Source organism: Caldimonas sp., from assembly GCF_046289365.1.
Taxonomy (GTDB): domain Bacteria; phylum Pseudomonadota; class Gammaproteobacteria; order Burkholderiales; family Burkholderiaceae_C; genus Caldimonas.
Genome location: NZ_JBKBVU010000002.1, coordinates 24,155 through 39,825, shown reverse-complemented (window position 1 = coordinate 39,825; position 15,671 = coordinate 24,155). Strand labels below are relative to the sequence as shown.

The 15,671-nt window shown below is 67.6% G+C and carries 16 protein-coding genes and 1 tRNA gene; 9 read left to right on the top strand and 8 right to left on the bottom strand.

The window, feature by feature from the left end:
* The 3 genes from ACK42S_RS00550 to ACK42S_RS00540 form a co-directional block, all read left to right on the top strand.
* A partial coding sequence (locus ACK42S_RS00550) for an ATP-binding protein (RefSeq protein WP_409702165.1) occupies window positions 1-1,614 on the top strand: 1,614 nt, incomplete at its 5' end.
* Between the two features lie 94 nt (window positions 1,615-1,708).
* Window positions 1,709-2,026, top strand: a complete 318-nt coding sequence (gene grxD, locus ACK42S_RS00545) for a Grx4 family monothiol glutaredoxin (RefSeq protein WP_409702163.1) — start codon at window positions 1,709-1,711, stop codon at window positions 2,024-2,026.
* Window positions 2,027-2,036: 10 nt separating this feature from the next.
* Window positions 2,037-2,603 carry a UbiX family flavin prenyltransferase gene (locus tag ACK42S_RS00540; protein ID WP_409702161.1) on the top strand — a complete coding sequence of 189 codons (567 nt, stop codon included), beginning with the start codon at window positions 2,037-2,039 and terminating at the stop codon, window positions 2,601-2,603.
* 12 nt (window positions 2,604-2,615) lie between these two features.
* Here the strand turns inward: ACK42S_RS00540 and ACK42S_RS00535 are convergent, their stop codons facing one another.
* Window positions 2,616-3,287, bottom strand: coding sequence for a lytic transglycosylase domain-containing protein (locus ACK42S_RS00535; protein ID WP_409702159.1), 672 nt, complete (start codon window positions 3,285-3,287; stop codon window positions 2,616-2,618).
* Window positions 3,284-5,029, bottom strand: a complete 1,746-nt coding sequence (locus ACK42S_RS00530) for a proline--tRNA ligase (protein ID WP_409702157.1) — start codon at window positions 5,027-5,029, stop codon at window positions 3,284-3,286. The genes ACK42S_RS00535 and ACK42S_RS00530 overlap by 4 nt, the downstream gene beginning before the upstream one ends.
* Window positions 5,030-5,161: 132 nt before the next feature.
* On the opposite strand from ACK42S_RS00530, the gene ACK42S_RS00525 reads away from it, so the two are divergent.
* On the top strand, window positions 5,162-5,749 hold the full coding sequence (locus ACK42S_RS00525) for an RNA pyrophosphohydrolase (protein WP_409702155.1): 588 nt from the start codon (window positions 5,162-5,164) through the stop codon (window positions 5,747-5,749).
* A gap of 221 nt (window positions 5,750-5,970) precedes the next feature.
* On the opposite strand, the gene proB is transcribed toward ACK42S_RS00525, so the two are convergent.
* The 4 genes from proB to rplU form a co-directional block, all read right to left on the bottom strand.
* Complete coding sequence (gene proB / locus ACK42S_RS00520; protein ID WP_409702153.1) at window positions 5,971-7,089, bottom strand: glutamate 5-kinase; 1,119 nt, start codon at window positions 7,087-7,089, stop codon at window positions 5,971-5,973.
* Window positions 7,090-7,132: 43 nt separating this feature from the next.
* The gene (gene cgtA / locus ACK42S_RS00515) at window positions 7,133-8,248 is read right to left on the bottom strand and encodes an Obg family GTPase CgtA (RefSeq protein ID WP_409702151.1); all 1,116 of its coding nucleotides are present in this window, start codon (window positions 8,246-8,248) and stop codon (window positions 7,133-7,135) included.
* A gap of 144 nt (window positions 8,249-8,392) precedes the next feature.
* Window positions 8,393-8,650, bottom strand: a complete 258-nt coding sequence (rpmA, locus tag ACK42S_RS00510) for a 50S ribosomal protein L27 (protein WP_409663566.1) — start codon at window positions 8,648-8,650, stop codon at window positions 8,393-8,395.
* A 24-nt stretch (window positions 8,651-8,674) separates the two neighbouring features.
* A complete protein-coding gene (gene rplU / locus ACK42S_RS00505) occupies window positions 8,675-8,986 on the bottom strand; it encodes a 50S ribosomal protein L21 (protein ID WP_409702213.1) in 312 nt (103 codons plus the stop codon).
* A 293-nt stretch (window positions 8,987-9,279) separates the two neighbouring features.
* Between rplU and ispB the strand changes: the two genes are divergently transcribed.
* On the top strand, window positions 9,280-10,224 hold the full coding sequence (gene ispB, locus ACK42S_RS00500) for an octaprenyl diphosphate synthase (protein ID WP_409702211.1): 945 nt from the start codon (window positions 9,280-9,282) through the stop codon (window positions 10,222-10,224).
* A 42-nt stretch (window positions 10,225-10,266) separates the two neighbouring features.
* A tRNA-Pro gene (locus ACK42S_RS00495) sits at window positions 10,267-10,343 on the top strand.
* A 134-nt stretch (window positions 10,344-10,477) separates the two neighbouring features.
* Here ACK42S_RS00495 and ACK42S_RS00490 read toward each other — a convergent pair.
* Together ACK42S_RS00490 and ACK42S_RS00485 are read right to left on the bottom strand one after the other, a co-directional pair.
* Window positions 10,478-11,311 (bottom strand): 3-keto-5-aminohexanoate cleavage protein, encoded by an 834-nt coding sequence (locus ACK42S_RS00490; RefSeq protein WP_409702149.1) that lies wholly within the window; start codon window positions 11,309-11,311, stop codon window positions 10,478-10,480.
* On the bottom strand, window positions 11,308-11,529 hold the full coding sequence (locus ACK42S_RS00485; RefSeq protein WP_409702147.1) for a hypothetical protein: 222 nt from the start codon (window positions 11,527-11,529) through the stop codon (window positions 11,308-11,310). Before ACK42S_RS00485 ends, ACK42S_RS00490 begins: the two co-directional genes overlap by 4 nt.
* Window positions 11,530-11,823: 294 nt before the next feature.
* Here ACK42S_RS00485 and pilB point away from each other — a divergent pair, with 294 nt between their 5' ends.
* Genes pilB through ACK42S_RS00470 form a run of 3 tightly spaced genes read left to right on the top strand, consistent with a single transcriptional unit; the run spans window position 11,824 to window position 15,669 of the window.
* Window positions 11,824-13,542 carry a type IV-A pilus assembly ATPase PilB gene (pilB, locus tag ACK42S_RS00480; RefSeq protein ID WP_409702145.1) on the top strand — a complete coding sequence of 573 codons (1,719 nt, stop codon included), beginning with the start codon at window positions 11,824-11,826 and terminating at the stop codon, window positions 13,540-13,542.
* A gap of 33 nt (window positions 13,543-13,575) precedes the next feature.
* Window positions 13,576-14,793 (top strand): type II secretion system F family protein, encoded by a 1,218-nt coding sequence (locus ACK42S_RS00475; RefSeq protein ID WP_409702143.1) that lies wholly within the window; start codon window positions 13,576-13,578, stop codon window positions 14,791-14,793.
* Window positions 14,794-14,814: 21 nt separating this feature from the next.
* Window positions 14,815-15,669 carry a prepilin peptidase gene (locus tag ACK42S_RS00470; RefSeq protein ID WP_409702141.1) on the top strand — a complete coding sequence of 285 codons (855 nt, stop codon included), beginning with the start codon at window positions 14,815-14,817 and terminating at the stop codon, window positions 15,667-15,669.
* Window positions 15,670-15,671: the final 2 nt, after the last annotated feature.

The window sequence follows — 15,671 nt, the reverse complement described above, 5'->3', positions numbered from 1 at the left end:
GGCCTGACCTTCGACATCACCCCCGAGCGCCAGGCCACCGAAGCCATTGAGCGTGCCCGGGCCGCCGCCGAGGACGCCAACCGGCTCAAGAGCGAGTTTCTGGCCAATGTCAGTCACGAAATCCGCACCCCGATGAACGCCATCATCGGCATGACCGAGCTGGCACTGGGTGCGGGGCTGCCCCCGCGCGAGCACGACCAGATCGCCAAAGCCAATGCCGCTGCGCGCAATTTGCTGACCGTGCTCAACGACATCTTGGACTTCTCCAAGATCGAGGCGGGCAAGCTCGACGTGGACCACGCCGCCTTCTCGCTGCCGGCTCTGGTGGGCAGCGCGCTGGACATGGTGCGCCTGCAAGCCCAGGCCAAGGGATTGGCGCTGGAGGTGTCGATCGCGCCGGACGTGCCCGAGCATTGCGTGGGCGACCCGACGCGGCTCGGTCAGGTCCTCACCAACCTGCTGTCCAATGCCGTGAAGTTCACCGAGTATGGACGGGTGCAGTTGCGCGTCCGCCTGGCCGACGCCGTGCCGGTCGAGCGGCCCACCGTGCGCTTCGAGGTCGAGGACACCGGCATCGGCCTTAACGAGGAGCAGCAGGCGCGGCTGTTCGAAGCCTTCACCCAGGCCGATGCCTCGACCACGCGCCGCTTCGGCGGCACAGGCCTGGGCCTGGTGATTTCACGCCGCCTGCTCGACCTGATGGGCGGACGCATCGGGGTGCGCTCCACCCCCGGCGGCGGCTCGCTGTTCTGGTTCCAGTTGCCGCTGGAACGGGATGCCCGCGGATCGGCCGGCGACGGCGACGGCCCGCTCGCATCCGTTCCCCGGCTGGACGGCCTGCGTGTCCTGCTGGCCGAGGACAACCCGCTCAACCGCGAGCTCGCCGTGGCCCTGCTCGAACGGGCCGGCGCCCGGGTGACGGCCGTCGACAACGGCGCCCAGGCCGTCACCGAGGTGCAGCGGCGCAAATTCGACGTGGTCCTGATGGATGTGCAGATGCCGGAGATGGACGGCTTCGAGGCCACACGCCGCATCCGTGCGCTGCCGGGCGACGCCGCCCGCCTGCCCATCGTCGCGATGACGGCCAATGCCATGTCCGGAGACCGCGAACGCTCGCTGGCCGTGGGCATGAACGACCACCTGACCAAGCCCATCGACACCACCGCGCTGCGCCACACGCTGGCCCGGCTGCGCCAACCCCAGGCGGCCCCCGCCCCGTCCGGCCTGCCGCTCCCCCTGGCCGCACCCACATCGCCGTCCGACGAGGACCTGCCGCTGCTGGACGTGGCGCTGGGCGTGCGCCTGTGCGCCCAGCGCGAGGACCTCCATTGCCGGGCCCTGCAGCGTTTCGTGCAGCTCTACGAGGCAGGGGGTCGCTTCCCGCCCGACGCCTCCCCGTCCGCCGTGCAGCGCGAGGCGCACAGCCTGAAGGGAGCGGCCGCCAGCCTGGGCCTGGTGCGGCTGCACCACCAGGCCGCGCGCATCGAGGCCCGCTGCCAATCCGGGCAGCCCCTGCAGGCCGCCGACCTGGCGCAACTGGACGACACCCTGGCCGCCAGTTGCCGGGCCGCGCGCGCCCACCTCGACCCCGCCGCCGCGCCCCATTCACCGTGAGGGCGGGCATGGCCCCGCGGCCACCCGGTGCGGCCGGGACCGATACACTGTGGGCTGGACTTTCACGATGCGGCCCGCCGCCGCCTGCCCCACCATGAACGACGTTCAGCAACGCATCGACGATCTCGTCAAATCGCACCGCGTGGTGCTTTTCATGAAGGGCACCGCGCAGTTCCCGATGTGTGGCTTCTCGGGCCGCGCCGTGCAGATCCTCAAGGCCTGCGGCGTGAACGACCTGACCACCGTCAACGTCCTGGAGGACGAAGCCATCCGCCAGGGCGTCAAGGAATACGCCAACTGGCCCACCATCCCGCAGCTCTACGTCAACGGCGAATTCATCGGCGGCTCGGACATCATGATGGAGATGTACCAGTCGGGCGAACTGCAGCAGGTGCTGGGCGCCGCCCGATAAGGCCAGCCTCGTGGGCGCCCCCCAGATCGTCGTCGGGCTCACCGGAGCCACCGGCGCCATCTATGGCGTGCGCCTGCTGCAGCGCCTGCGCGAGCTCGGCGCACGCACCCATCTGGTCGTCTCGCCGGCCGGGGTGCTCAATGCCCATCACGAGCTCGGCCTGGACCGCCGCGCGCTCGAAGCCCTGGCTGACATCGCCTATGCGCCCGGCGACGTGGGGGCGGCCATCGCCAGCGGCAGCTTTCCCACCGCCGGCATGGTGATCGCACCGTGCTCGATGAAGACCCTGGCCGCGGTGGCGCTGGGCCTGTCGGACAACCTGCTCAGCCGCGCCGCCGACGTCACCCTCAAGGAGCGTCGGCGTCTGGTGCTGATGGTGCGCGAGACGCCCTTCAACCTGGCCCACCTGCGCAACATGACGGCCGTCACCGAGATGGGCGGCATCATCTTCCCGCCGCTGCCGGCCTTCTACCACCGCCCCGACAGCATCGATGCGCTCGTCAACGACAGCGTCGAGCGCGTGCTGGCCTTGCTGGGCTTTGGCGAGGCGGCCCCGCGCACCTGGCAGGGGCTCTGAACGCCAGCCCGCTCACCCGCCGGTGAGCTGCGGGCCGCCCGCCGGGCCGGCCGGCGGGTCGTAGATCCAGTGCTTGCGTGCGGCAAAGACCGCATTCGGATACTCGGCGCGGCCGCGGCTGCCGTTGTAGCGCCCCAGGGCCATGAAGAGGTTGCCCTTCTCCATGTCGAGATAGTGGCGCAGGATCACGCAGCCAAAGCGCAGATTGGTCTGCATGTGGAACAGCCGGGACGGGTCGCCATCGCCAATCAGCCGGCTCCAGAAGGGCATCACCTGCATGTAGCCCCGCGCGCCCACCCGGCTCACCGCATGCTTGCGAAACGCGCTTTCCACCTGGATGAGGCCGAGCACCAGCGCCTGTTCCAGGCCGGCGCGGGTGGTCTCGTACCACAGCGTCTCCAGGAACTCCAGGCGCGTGGTCCGATCCGGCTTGCGTGGCCGCAGGCGGTCGCTCATCTCGCCCAGCCAGCGCAAATAGGCCAGGCGCTCCTCGACGCGGGTGAACTGGGGCTTGGGCGGCGCCCTGTTGGCGATCGCCGCCGACAGGGCCGAGCGCACCGAGTCGGCCAACGGTTCCTCGATCTGGCCGCCGGCCTGTGCTGGCGCGGCGGGCACGAGCAGGCCGGCCGCACCGGCGAGCATCAGCCGGCGCCGGCCAGGATGGGCGGGCCGTGGCGCGGTCATGCCCCCAGCCGCTGTCGCACAAAGGCCAGCACCTCGGCCGCAGCCACCGGCGTGGCCTGGGCGTCGCGCCGGCCCTGGTACTCGACCTGGCCCTCCTTGAGGCCACGATCGGACAGCACCACGCGGTGCGGCACCCCGATCAGTTCCCAGTCGGCAAACATCGCACCGGGGCGCTCGCCGCGATCGTCGAGCATCACATCCACGCCCAGCGCGGCCAGTTCATCATGCAGGCGGTCGGCCGCAGCCTTCACCTGCGCCGAGCGGTCGTAGCCGATGGGGCACAGCACCACTGTGAAGGGCGCGATGGCATCGGGCCAGATGATGCCTCGCTCGTCATGGTTCTGCTCGATCGCCGCCCCGAGGATGCGCGTCACACCGATGCCGTAACAGCCCATCACCATCAGCTGGGGCTTGCCGTTCTCGTCGAGGTAGGTCGCATTCATCGCGGCGCTGTACTTCGTGCCCAGCAGGAAGACATGGCCCACCTCGATGCCGCGCTGGATGGCCAGAAGCCCCTGACCATCGGGCGAAGGGTCGCCCTCGACGACATTGCGGATGTCGGCCACCAGGTCGGGCTCGGGCAGGTCGCGGCCCCAGTTCACGCCGGTGTAGTGGAACCCGGCCTCGTTGGCGCCGCAGACGAAGTCGCTCATGTTCGCCACCGTGCGGTCGGCCACCACCTTGACCGGCCGCTTCAACCCAATGGGGCCCAGGTAGCCGGGCTGGCAGCCGAAGTGCGCCTCGATCTCGGCCGCGGTGGCAAAGCGAAAGCCCGCCTTCAGGCCCTCGAGCTTGCCGGCCTTGACCTCGTTGAGATCGTGGTCGCCGCGCACCAGCAGCAGCCACACCTGGGTGCGCACCACCTCGCCGGCCTCGTTCTTCTCGTCAGTGGCCAGCACCAGCGACTTCACCGTGCGCGAAAGCTCCAGGCCCAGCAGCTCGGCCACGTCGGCGCAGGTGCTCTTGCCCGGCGTGGGCGTCTTCTCCAGCGCCTGCGAGGGCGCGGCGCGTTGCGCAATCAGCGCCACCGCCTCGGCCAGCTCGATGTTGGCGGCGTAGTCGGACTGCGGGCAGTAGACGATCGCGTCCTCACCGGTGTCGGCGATCACCTGGAACTCGTGCGAGGCATCGCCACCGATCGCGCCGGTGTCGGCCGCCACCGCGCGGAACTGCAGACCCAGGCGCTCGAAGATGCGCACATAGGCGTCGTACATCTGCTGGTAGCTGCGGCGCGCCGAGGCGAGATCGCGGTCGAAGGAGTAGGCGTCCTTCATCGTGAACTCGCGCCCGCGCATGATGCCAAAGCGCGGCCGGCGCTCGTCGCGGAACTTGGTCTGGATGTGATAGAAGTTCTTTGGGAGCTGGCGGTAGCTGCGCAACTCCTGCCGGGCGATGTCGGTGATGACCTCCTCCGAGGTCGGCTGGATGACGAAGTCGCGGTCGTGCCGGTCCTTCACACGCAGCAGCTCGGGGCCCATCTTGTCCCAGCGGCCCGTCTCCTGCCACAGCTCGGCCGGCTGCACCACCGGCATCAGCAGCTCGATCGCTCCGGCCCGGTCCATCTCCTCGCGGATGATCCCCTCCACCTTGCGGATGGTGCGCAGACCCATCGGCATGTAGCTGTAGATGCCCGCGCCCAGCCGTTTGATCAGGCCGGCGCGCATCATGAGCTTGTGGCTAACGATCTCCGCGTCGGCGGGCGCTTCCTTCAAGGTGGAGATGAAGAACTGGGAGGCTTTCATGGACGGGGGTGGGGGCTAGGGACGGACCAGGCCGCAAAAGACGCCACACCGGCGCGCCTTGGGTGCAGCCCGGTAGGCAGCCGCGCGAGCCGGTGCAATAATGAATTCAACTGAAAAATCTGAGGTCCGATTATGCTCGACCGTGACGGCTTCCGGCCCAACGTCGGCATCATCCTGCTCAACCACAAGAACCAGGTTTTCTGGGGCAAACGCATCCGCACCCATTCGTGGCAGTTTCCCCAGGGCGGCATCAAACACGGCGAGAACCCCGAGCAGGCGATGTACCGAGAGCTCCACGAGGAAGTGGGGCTGCGTCCCGAACATGTGCGCATCGTCGCGCGCACCCGCGACTGGCTGCGCTACGAGGTGCCCGAGCACTACATCCGCCGCGACGCACGCGGTCACTACAAGGGCCAGAAGCAGATCTGGTTCCTGCTGCAGCTCGTGGGTCGAGACAGTGACATGAACCTGCGCGCCACCGACCATCCGGAGTTCGATGCTTGGCGCTGGAACGACTATTGGGTGCCGCTGGATGCCGTGATCGAGTTCAAGCGCGGCGTCTACCAGATGGCGCTGACCGAGCTGGCACGCTACCTGCCCCGCCTGCCCCATCACCACAACCGCTACCTGCGCTCCGGGCTGCGGCCGCATGCCCGCGAGGAACCGCACACGCCCCCTGCGACGCCGGCGGTCGACAATCAGGAGCCCGGCGAAGGGTAAGGACAGGGGAAATCGATGAGCCTGCGCCGCAACCTGGTGCTCGTGTCACGAGCGGTCTTTGTGGCGCCGGCCCGGCGCTGCGCGCCTTCACATCGCTGCGCGATATGAGCCTGCGCCGCAACCTGGTGCTCGTGTCACGAGCGGTCTTTGTGGCGCCGGCCCGGCGCTGCGCGCCTTCACATCGCTGCGCGATATGAGCCTGCGCCGCAACCTGGTGCTCGTTACACGAGCACCAGGTTGTCCCGGTGGATCAGTTCGGATTCGCCGGGGCAGCCCAGCAGGCGTTCGATCTCGCTGGACGGCTTGCGGGCGATGAGCCGGGCCTGGGTGCTGTCGTAGTTGGACAAGCCTCGGGCGATCTCGCGACCCTGAGTGTCCCGCACCGCGATCACGTCGCCACGGTCGAAGTCGCCGGTCACCTGCACCACCCCGATGGGCAGCAGGCTCTTGCCCGCCTCGCGCAGCTTGGCGACGGCCCCATCGTCCACCACCACCGCGCCGCGCAACTGCAGATGGTCGGCCATCCACTGCTTGCGCGCCGCCAGCTTCGCGGTGCCGGCCACCAGCAGCGTGCCGATCGACTCGCCCTGCGCCAGGCGGATCAGCACGTCGGCCTCACGGCCCCAGGCGATCACGGTCGAGGCCCCGCTGCCGGCGGCGCGCTTGGCCGCCAGGATCTTGGTGATCATGCCGCCCTTGCCGATGCTCGAGCCGGCGCCGCCAGCCATGCGCTCCAGCTCGGGGTCGCCGGCGCGGGCTTCATGGATGAAGCGGGCGTTCGGATCCTTGCGCGGGTCGGCCGAGTACAGGCCGCGCTGGTCGGTGAGGATCACCAGCGCGTCGGCCTCGACCAGATTGGCCACCAACGCGCCCAGCGTGTCGTTGTCGCCGAACTTGATCTCGTCGGTGACCACGGTGTCGTTTTCGTTGATGACCGGGATCACCTTCAACGACAGCAGGGTCAGCAGCGTCGAGCGGGCATTGAGATAGCGCTCGCGGTCGGCCAGGTCGGCGTGCGTGAGCAGCACCTGGGCGCTGCCCAGGCCCTGGGCGCGCAGCTCGGTCTCGTAGATCTGGGCCAGGCCCATCTGGCCCACGGCGGCCGCGGCCTGGAGTTCGTGCAGCTCGGTGGGGCGGCTCGTCCAGCCCAGTCGCTTCATGCCCTCGGCAATCGCACCGCTGGAGACCATGATCACCTCCCGGCCCTCACGGGCCAGCGCCGCCATCTGGCGGCACCAGTTGCCGATGGCCTGGGCATCCAGGCCGCGGCCCTCGTTGGTCACCAGGCTGGAGCCCACCTTCACGACGATACGTCGGGCGTTGCGGAGCACGTCACTCATGGATGGCAGCGGGTGGAGGAACGGGAGAAAGACGGCCGCGGCTTCAACGGAAGCGCGGATCGTCCGGGTCGCGGGCCGGCGCAGGCGGCGCGGCCTCGGTGGCCGCCTCAGGCACAAAACGCACGTCAGGCTCCTCCACGTCGGGCTCGCGCACCGCGGCCACATGATCGTAGATCGCCCGCACCAGCGGCTCACAGCCCTCGCGCGTGAGCGCCGAGATCTCGAAGACCGGGCCCTTCCAGCGCATGCGCCTGACGAAGTCCTTGACGCGCGCCGCACGTTCGTCCTCGGGGATCATGTCGAGCTTGTTCAGCACCAGCCAGCGCGGCTTTTCGTACAGCGTCTTGTCGTACTTCTTCAGCTCGGCCACGATGGCCTTGGCCTGGGCAACCGGATCGGTGCCGTCGTCGAAGGGCGCCAGGTCCACCAGGTGCAGCAGCAAGCGGGTGCGCTGCAGGTGGCGCAGGAACTGGTGCCCCAGGCCCGCCCCTTCGGCCGCGCCTTCGATCAGCCCCGGCACATCGGCCACGACGAAGCTCTGCTCGGGCCCGACACGCACCACCCCCAGGTTGGGATGCAAGGTGGTGAAGGGGTAGTCGGCGATCTTGGGCCGGGCGTTGGAGATGGCCGCAATCAGCGTGGACTTGCCCGCATTGGGCATGCCCAGCAGGCCCACGTCGGCCAGCACCCGCAGCTCCAGCTTGAGCCGACGCTGCTCGCCAGGCCAGCCCATCGTGCGCTGACGTGGTGCCCGGTTGGTGCTGGATTTGAAATGCAGGTTGCCGAAGCCGCCATCACCCCCCTTGGCCAGCAGCACCTTCTGCCCCGGCACCAGCAGCTCGGCCACCACCTCACCCGTGTCCACATCGGTGATGATGGTGCCCACCGGCATGCGCAGCACGATGTCCTCGGCCGCGGCGCCGAACTGGTCCGAGCCCCGGCCATGCTCGCCGTTACGCGCCTCGTGCCGGCGCGCATAGCGGAAGTCGACCAGGGTGTTGAGGTTGCGGTCGCCCACGGCGTAGACGCTGCCACCGCGCCCGCCGTCGCCCCCGTTGGGGCCGCCGAAGGGGATGAACTTCTCGCGGCGGAAGCTCACGCAGCCGTTGCCGCCATTGCCGGCGGCCACGTCGATGTAGGCTTCGTCAACGAATTTCATGATGTCCTGTCTCACCAAGAGCGGCCGCGCGCGAGGGCCCGCCACCGTTGGCGATGGTACTGCAGCGCCGGGCGCCGGGGCGGCGGCGGCGCAAACAACGAAGCCCCGGCAGGCCGGGGCTTCGCTTCGAGGGAAGGTCGTCGCTCAGAGCGGCGTGACGCTCACCACCTTGCGATTCAGCGGGCCCTTCACGTCGAAGGACACCTGACCATCGACCAGGGCGAACAAGGTGTGGTCGCGACCCGTGCCGACGTTCACACCGGCATGGAAGCGCGTGCCACGCTGGCGCACGATGATCGAGCCGGCCGGCACGACCTGGCCGCCGAACACCTTCACGCCCAGCATCTTCGGTTGGGAGTCACGGCCGTTCCGGGTGGAACCGCCGCCTTTTTTCTGTGCCATGGTTACTTACTCCTGGAAGGGGGGTCAGGCCGCTACCGCGCTGATCTGCAGCTCGGTGTAGGTCTGGCGGTGCCCTTGACTCTTCTTGTAGTGCTTGCGGCGGCGCAGCTTGAAGATGCGCACCTTGTCGTGCTTGCCATGAGCCACCACCGTGGCCTTGACGCTGGCGCCGGCAACCAAGGGCGTGCCAACCTTCAGCTCGTTGCCGTTGCCCACGGCGAGAACCTGGTCGATCACGATCTCTTGGCCGACTTCCGCAGCAATCTGTTCTACCTTGATCTTTTCGCCGGCAGCGACCTTGTATTGCTTGCCACCGGTTTTTATGACCGCGTACATATCAGCCCTTTCACAAACGCGCGCCTCGAAGGGAAGGCCCGCACCGATCGTCATGGCCCGCACGCTGCGCCGACGGTCGTCACCCGCAGGCCTCAAGGGTGCTCGATTGGCGCCATGACCCATACCCGGCCCGAAATCGACCGAGCCCAAAAGTATAGCACACCGACGCCTACCGGCCCACAAGGCTCGGCAGGCGGCCACGGAGGCCGGCACATGCCTCTCTATAATCTGCGGATTCACGTCCCTGGGCCTTTCGCGTGTCCGCCCCTGCCTCTCCCCCTGCCCTTTCCCAGTTGCTGGCCGCCGAGATGGCCGAAGTCGACGCCGTGATCCAGCGGCGCCTGGCCTCCGAGGTGGCGCTGATCAACCAGATCGCTCATTACATCGTCAGCGCCGGCGGCAAGCGCATCCGGCCGCAGCTGGTGATCCTGGTGGCCCGGGCGCTGGGCTTCGACGGAGCGCAGCGGCACGAACTGGCGGCGGTGGTCGAGTTCATCCATACCGCCACCTTGCTGCATGACGATGTGGTGGACGAATCCCAGTTGCGCCGCGGCCGCGAAACGGCCAATGCGGTGTTCGGCAACGCCGCCAGCGTCCTCGTGGGCGACTTCCTCTACTCGCGCGCCTTCCAGATGATGGTGGCCATCGACCGCATGCGCGTGCTCGACGTGCTGGCCGAGGCGACCAACATCATCGCGGAAGGCGAGGTCCTGCAGTTGATGAACATGCACGACCCCGACACCGACATCGAGGCCTACCTGCGCGTCATCCGCTACAAGACCGCCAAACTCTTCGAAGCCAGTGCCCGCCTGGGCGCGGTGCTGGCCGACGCACCGGCTGCGGTCGAGCAGGCCTGTGCCGACTACGGCCGCCACCTGGGTACGGCCTTCCAGCTCGTCGACGACCTGCTCGACTACGAAGGCTCCACCGATGCGCTGGGCAAGAACGTCGGCGACGACCTGCGCGAAGGCAAGCCCACGATGCCGCTGCTGATCGCAATGGAACGCGGCAGCGCGCAGGAGCGGCAGTTGATCCGCCAGGCCATCGAGCACGGCGAGGTGGAGCGGCTGAAGGACATCCTCGCGATCGTGCGTCGCACGGGGGCGCTGGATGCGACGCGCGAAGCCGCCCGCGCCGAGGCCGACGCGGCCCGACAATGCCTGCAGGCCCTGCCGGCTTCCCTCTACCGCGAAGCTCTGCTAGAATTTTGCGTTCGCTCGGTCGATCGGTCTGCTTGACCCAAGCCCAGACCGCCAAGACAGACCGCGCGGAAGTCCCATCGGGGTGTAGCTTAGCCTGGTAGAGCGCTACGTTCGGGACGTAGAGGCCGGAGGTTCGAATCCTCTCACCCCGACCACCACCTTCTCTTCAGATCAAAACCGCGGCGCAGCCAAGTTGGCTGCTGCCGCGCGAGCGCCGGGTGGACGACGACCCCATCGGGCTCTGCGAGATTTCCAGGCCCACCCGGACACCCTGGGCTGAGCCGGCCCGTCAGCCGCGGCCGAAGCGCGCACGCACCTGATCCGCCGTGGCCAGCGGGCGACCCAGCACCTGGGCCCCCTGCGCCACCTGTGCCACCAGCGCCGCGTTGTCGGGCGCGACCCGGCCGTCACGCAGCAGCAGGTTGTTCTCGAAGCCCACCCGCACATGCCCGCCCAGCGCCGCGGCAGCCAACGCACAGGCGTGCTCTTGCGCCCCGAAGGCACACATGGCCCAGGGGTGGGCCCCATCATGGGCGTGCAGGAAGGGCAGCAGGTCGGCTGGCGAGGAGGTCTGCCCGGCGCGGTAGCGTCCCAGCACGAAGAGCAGGAACCAAGGCCCTTCGGGGATCACGCCGCGGCGGCGCAGATCCTGCCAGTCGCGCACATCGGCCTCGTCATAGAGGATCACCTGCGCCATCACGCGCTGCTCCACCAGCCACCGGAAGAAGCCGCCGAGTTCGGCCTCGCTCACCTGCGGCACATGCAGCTCACGCAGGCCCACCGACACGGCCTCGGGCACCACCTCACGCACCACGGCCATCTGGGCGGCCGGGGCATACACCTGGGCGGCCTCGGTGGTGATCTGCACCACCAGCTGCGAGCCCACCGCCTTGCGCACTGCCTCGGTGGCCTCGCGGTAGGCCTGGGCGTCGAGCAGGTGGCGACCGTCCGGTCGGCGCACATGCATGTGCAGCATCGCCGCACCGGCCTCCAGACAGGCCTTGGCTGTTTCGGCCAGGGCCTGCGCCGTCAGCGGCACCGCGGGGTGCTGTTCGTGGGTCTTGTAGGCCCCATTGGGGGCCACGGTGACGATGAGCGGCTCGGATGTGATCGTTGGGGTCATGGCCTGGTCCTTCGGGCGGTCTGGACGCTGTCATCCAGTGTGGTCAGTTTGTCGGCCAGCCGCAGGCGGTCGTGGCGCGCACGTGCGGGCAGGCCTTCGGTGATCGCGTAGAGGCGGAAGCCGGAATTGTTGCTCGTCGGCAACGCATTGGGACAGGTGCGCGCGACCGGGTCGGCGAACGGAAGCAACGACAACCGATCGCAGGGCCGGGCCGACATGCCGCATCTCTGGCCGAGCCCGTCTGGTCTGTGTTGTCTGTGAATTGCAAAGTTTCGAAACATCGTTCCATCCGATCGATCGCGCCGCCGCGCCGAGTCAGGCGGCACGCCCCCGGCGGCCAGATTTCAGACACCGCCGTGCATTTGTTCACCATATGCCCGCCGACCCCGTGCCGTTTGCACGGGCTTGCAAGGTTTACAGTGCGCAGAGGATCAGCGATCATTCCCCGGCTTCACACTCGGCGCCCCTGAGCGCTGTGCGACCGCTCACTTTTTCTGACTCGACCCCCTGGCATGGACACTCTGGCTGAGGCCCCGAACTCCACGCTGTCCGGCGTGGCGCGCGTGCTGGTCAACGCCGGCAAGCTCAATGTCAAGACCGCCGAAGACCTGGCCAAGCAGGCCAAGGACAAGCGCATCAGCTTCATTGGCGCGGTCATTGCCGCCGGCGCGGTCTCCCCCAGCGACTTGGCGCACACCCTGTCCACCGCGTTTTCGTTGCCGCTCATCGACCTGGGAGCCGTCGACACCCAGCGCCTGCCCAGAGGACTGTTCGATCCCAAGCTGTCGGCCCAGTACCAGGTCATCCCCCTGGGCAAGCGAGGCAGCCGCCTGTTCATCGCCGGCGCCGACCCGACCGACCAGGAGGCGCTCGAGCGCATCAAGTTCGCCACCCAGCTCACGCCCGAATGGGTGCTGGTCGAGCATGACAAGCTGGTCAAGGTGCTCGAAAGCATGGGCGCCTCGGCCAGCGAGGCGCTGGAGAACATCGTCGGCGGCGACTTCGAGTTCGACGTGTCGGAGGAGGACACCTCCACGACGGAATCGGCTGAGGTCGCTGCCGACGTGGAGGACGCACCGGTCGTGCGCTTCCTCCAGAAGATGCTGATCGATGCGATCAACATGCGCGCCTCCGATCTGCACTTCGAGCCCTATGAGCTGAACTACCGCGTGCGCTTCCGCATCGACGGCGAGCTGCGTGAGATCACCCAGCCGCCCGTTGCCATCAAGGACAAGCTGGCCTCGCGCATCAAGGTGATCTCGCGCCTGGACATCGCCGAGAAGCGCGTGCCCCAGGACGGGCGCATGAAGCTGAAGTTCGGCAACCGCGCCATCGACTTTCGCGTCAGCACGCTGCCCACGCTGTTCGGCGAGAAGATCGTGATTCGTATCCTCGATCCGTCCAGCGCGAAGCTGGGTATCGAGGCCCTGGGCTACGAAAAGGCCGAAAAGGAGCGGCTGCTGGCCGCCATCCATCGCCCCTATGGCATGGTGCTCGTCACCGGCCCCACCGGCAGCGGCAAGACGGTTTCGCTCTACACCTGCCTGAACATCCTGAACCAGCCCGGGGTGAACATTTCGACCGTGGAGGATCCGGCCGAGATAAACCTGCCGGGCATCAACCAGGTGAACGTCAACGACAAGGCTGGGCTGACCTTTGCAGCGGCGCTCAAAGCGTTCCTGCGCCAGGATCCCGACGTGATCATGGTCGGTGAGATCCGCGACCTGGAAACCGCCGACATCGCGATCAAGGCCGCCCAGACCGGCCACCTCGTGATGTCCACGCTGCACACGAACGATGCCCCCTCGACACTGACCCGCCTGCGCAACATGGGCGTGGCGCCGTTCAACATCGCCTCCAGCGTGATTCTGATCACCGCCCAACGCCTGGCGCGGCGCCTGTGCGAGAACTGCAAGCAGCCGGCTGTCTACCCGCGCGAGGCCATGCTCAAAGCCGGCTTCAAGGAAGAAGAACTCGACGGCAGTTGGAAGCCCTACCGTGCCGTGGGCTGCTCGAGTTGTAACAATGGCTACAAAGGGCGCGTCGGCATTTACCAAGTGATGCCCATTTCCGAGGAGATCCAACGCATCATCCTGTCCGACGGCTCGGCGATGGACATCGCCGCGCAGGCGCAGAAGGAGGGGGTGCGGGACCTGCGTCAGGCCGGGCTGTACAAGGTCCGGCTCGGGGTGACGACGCTGGAAGAGGTCATCTCCGTGACCAACGAATAAGTTTTGATACAGGGTTTGCGCCCTGGAGGCACCATGGCAGTTGCAGCAGCAAAGAAGACCCAGGAATTCGTCTTCGAATGGGAAGGCAAGGACCGCAACGGCAAGGCCGTGCGCGGGGAGATGCGTGCCGGCGGGGAAGCCATGGTCAGCGCCAGCCTGCGCCGCCAGGGTGTGCTGGTCACCAAGGTCAAGAAGCGCCGCATGAGCGGCGGCAAGGCAATCAAGCCCAAGGACATCGCCATCTTCACGCGCCAGCTCGCCACGATGATGCGCGCCGGCGTGCCGCTGCTTCAGGCTTTCGACATCGTGGGCCGCGGCAGCAGCAACCCTCGACTGGCCAAGCTGCTCAACGAGATCCGCATGGACGTCGAGACCGGCACCAGCCTGTCGGCAGCCCTGCGCAAGCATCCGCTGTACTTCGACGCGCTGTACTGCAACCTGGTCGAGGCCGGCGAGGCCGGCGGTATCCTGGAAACACTGCTCGAGCGTCTGGCCACCTACAAGGAAAAGACCGAGGCCATCAAAGCCAAGATCAAGTCGGCCCTGATTTATCCGGTGGCCGTGCTGGTGGTGGCCTTCATCGTGGTGGCCATCATCATGATGTTCGTCATTCCGGCATTCAGAGAGATCTTCACCTCCTTCGGGGCGGACCTGCCGGCCCCCACGTTGCTGGTGATGGCGATGTCGGACCTGTTCGTCCAATACTGGTACATCATCTTCGGTGTCCTGATCGGGGGCACCTACTTCTTCTTCGAGAGCTGGAAGCGCTCGGAGAAAATGCAAAAAGCCATGGACCGGCTGCTGCTCAAAGTGCCCTTGTTCGGTCCGCTGGTCTACAAGTCGGCCGTGGCGCGCTGGACGCGCACGCTGGCCACGATGTTCTCCGCCGGCGTGCCGCTGGTCGAAGCCCTCGACTCGGTGGGCGGGGCCTCGGGCAACGCCGTGTTTGCCGAAGCCACCGAGAAGATCCAGAAGGACGTCTCCACCGGCACGAGCCTGACCACGGCGATGCAGTCCACCGGCATCTTCCCGGTGATGGTGTTGCAAATGTGCGCGATCGGCGAGGAATCCGGCTCGCTGGACCACATGCTCAACAAGGCCGCCGAGTTCTTCGAGCAGGAGGTCGATGAAGCCGTCAAGGGGCTGTCGAGCCTGATGGAACCGGTGATCATCGTGGTGCTCGGCACCATCATCGGTGGCATCGTGGTGTCGATGTACCTGCCCATCTTCAAGCTGGGCCAGGTGGTCTGAAGCACAACCGCAAGAACCTCGATGTCCCCTGAAGTGCTTGCCTGGTGGCTTTCTCCGGCCGCCCTGGCCGTGCTGGGCCTGTGCGTCGGCAGCTTCCTCAACGTGGTCATCCACCGCCTGCCCCTCATGCTGGAGCGGCAATGGCGACGCGACAGTGCCGAACTGCTGGAGCAGCCCCTGCCCGACGACGGCGAGCCGCTCAGCCTGCTGCGGCCACGTTCGCGCTGCCCCCAGTGTGGCCACCACATCCGCTGGTACGAGAACGTTCCCGTCATCAGCTGGATCGTGCTGCGCGCTCGCTGCTCGGCCTGCAAAGCCCCGATCTCCTGGCGCTATCCCGGTGTCGAGCTGCTGACGGCCGCCCTGTTCGCCGGCGTGGCCTGGAAACTGGGGCCGCAGCCCGTGGCCCTGGCCTGGTGCGCCGTGATGGCCACCTTGGTGGCCCTCACCTTCATCGACTGGGACACCACCTTGCTGCCCGACCAGCTCACGCAGCCCCTGCTGTGGGGCGGCCTGATCGCCGCGGCACTGGGCTGGACGATCCCGCTGTCCACCGCCCTGTGGGGCGCCGTGGCGGGCTATTTGGCGCTGTGGTCCGTCTACTGGCTCTTCAAGCTGACCACCGGCAAGGAAGGCATGGGCTTCGGCGACTTCAAACTGCTGGCCGCACTGGGCGCCTGGCTGGGCTGGAACACCCTGCTGCCGATCGCGCTGATCGCCTCGCTGATCGGTGCCATCGTGGGCATCGGGATGAAGCTCGCCAGCCGACTGCGCGAAGGCCGTTATGTGCCCTTCGGCCCTTTCCTGGCCGGCGCCGGCGTGCTGGTCTACTTCGTGGGCGCCGACACCGTGCTCGGCTGGATGGGCTGGGCCTGAAG